Source organism: Phenylobacterium sp., from assembly GCF_031412415.1.
Classification (GTDB): Bacteria; Pseudomonadota; Alphaproteobacteria; order Caulobacterales; family Caulobacteraceae; genus Phenylobacterium.
In genome coordinates, this window is the sequence record NZ_JANOCX010000333.1 from 1 (window position 1) to 1,878 (window position 1,878).

The window sequence follows — 1,878 nt, forward strand, 5'->3', positions numbered from 1 at the left end:
TCAATCTGAAGACCGGCGAGACCCGCGAACACCATCTGGACGAGCGCATCCTGGAGTTCGGGATGTTCAACCAGCGCTACGCCGGCAAGCCCTATCGCTACGCCTATTCGACGACCTCCAAGCCGGGGTGGTTCCTGTTCACCGGCTTCGTGAAGCACGACCTGCAGACCGGGGGGTCCTGGAGCGTCGACCTGCCCGACGGCGTCTACGCCAGCGAGGCGCCGTTCGTGCCGCGCATCGACGCGAAAGACGAGGACGACGGCTATCTGGTGAGCTTCCTCATCGACGAGAACCGCCAGACGTCGGAGTGCGTCCTGATCGACTGCAAGCGGTTCGAGGACGGGCCAGTGGTCCGGATCGCGCTGCCCCACAAGCTCTGCAGCGGCACCCATGCGGTCTGGGCCGACCGCGCCTTCATCCGCGACGGGTTCGTCGCCGCCTAAGACTCACACGCTCCGAACACGAAGAAGAAATCCCATGAACATCGAAGGCAGTGTCGCCCTGGTCACCGGCGGCAATCGCGGCATCGGCGAGGCGTTCGTCCGCGCGTTCCTGGCGGCCGGGGCGACCCGGGTCTATGTCGGGACCCGCGACGTGGCCAACGCGCGCCACCTGGTCGACGAGGGCCAGGGCCGGGTCGTCGCGGTGGAGCTGGACGTCAGCAAGCCGGAGCAGATCGAGGCCGCCGCCGCGCAATGCCAGGACGTCAGCATCCTGGTGAACAACGCCGGCCAGTTCTCAATGCAGACCCTGCTGAAGGCGCCCGACCTTTCCGCGGCGCGCAGCGAGATGGAGATCAACTATTTCGGCCCTCTGGCCATGTGCCGGGCCTTCGCGCCGATCCTGGCGCGGCACGCCGAAAGCGCGATCGCCAACGTCCTATCGGCCGGCGGCATCGTCGCGGTGCCCGGCATGGGCGGCTACAGCCCCTCCAAGTTCGCGGGCCGGGCCATGTCGACCTGCCTTCGGGCCGAGCTCGCCGCGCAGAACACCAGCGTCACCGCCTTGATCGTAGGTTCTGTCGACACCCGCATGGCGAGCCACGTTGAAGGCGCCAAGGAGACGCCGGAGACCATCGCCCTGGCGGGCATCAAGGCTATCCGTTGCGGCGCCGACGAGGTCGACACCGACTACATGGCCGTCGAGGTCCGCGCCAATCAAGCCCGCGACCCGAAGGGCTACGAAATGCAGATGCGCCGCTCGCTGTCGGGCGAACGCGTCACCACCGGCCGCTAAACGAGGGATCCCGATGACCGCCCAAGACTATCTCGACTTAGCCGAGCGTTTCGTCGGCGCCATCCAGAGCGGCGACACCGCCACGGTCCGAGCCTGCTATGCCCCTGACGCCAAGCTCTGGCACAACAACGACGGGATCGAGCAGACGGTCGACCAGAACATGAAGGTGCTGGACTGGTTCATCCGCACCCTGCCCGACCGCAACTATCGGGTCGTGCGGCGCGAGGCGCTCTCCGATGGCTTCCTGCAGCAGCACGTGCTGGAGGCCACCCTGCCGGACGGCAAGACGTGGGCGATGGACGCCTGCTGCGTCATCAAGATGAAGGACGGCGTGATCGTCCGGCTGGACGAGTACCTGGATAGCGCCAAATCCGCTGAGCTGCGGCCGTACGGGCGGTAGCTGGACTCACCGCGTCTTCTGGTCGAAGTCCTCCACCAAGCCCATGTTCTTCAGGAGGTGGGCGCGGTCGTAGTATTCGCGCCAGACGCTGATCAGCGGCCCGTCGAACTCCAGCACGCCCATCACAGGCGCCGAGCCGGCCCGGCCGCGGATCACGAACTCGTCCACGCGCTCCATGTAGAGGATCCCGTCGATCACTCCCATGTTGCTGATGTTGAGGGTGATGGAGTCCAGGCCCTCGC

General features: G+C 66.5%; 4 protein-coding genes. 3 read left to right on the forward strand and 1 reads right to left on the reverse strand.

From position 1 onward, the window contains the following. The 3 genes from RMO04_RS16105 to RMO04_RS16115 form a co-directional block, all read left to right on the forward strand. A partial coding sequence (locus RMO04_RS16105; protein WP_309645789.1) for a carotenoid oxygenase family protein occupies window positions 1-443 on the forward strand: 443 nt, incomplete at its 5' end. Window positions 444-477: 34 nt separating this feature from the next. Then, window positions 478-1,236 carry an SDR family oxidoreductase gene (locus RMO04_RS16110; protein ID WP_309645790.1) on the forward strand — a complete coding sequence of 253 codons (759 nt, stop codon included), beginning with the start codon at window positions 478-480 and terminating at the stop codon, window positions 1,234-1,236. Window positions 1,237-1,249: 13 nt separating this feature from the next. Beyond that, window positions 1,250-1,636 carry a nuclear transport factor 2 family protein gene (locus RMO04_RS16115; RefSeq protein WP_309645791.1) on the forward strand — a complete coding sequence of 129 codons (387 nt, stop codon included), beginning with the start codon at window positions 1,250-1,252 and terminating at the stop codon, window positions 1,634-1,636. 6 nt (window positions 1,637-1,642) lie between these two features. Here RMO04_RS16115 and RMO04_RS16120 read toward each other — a convergent pair. Then, a partial coding sequence (locus tag RMO04_RS16120; protein WP_309645792.1) for a limonene-1,2-epoxide hydrolase family protein occupies window positions 1,643-1,878 on the reverse strand: 236 nt, incomplete at its 5' end.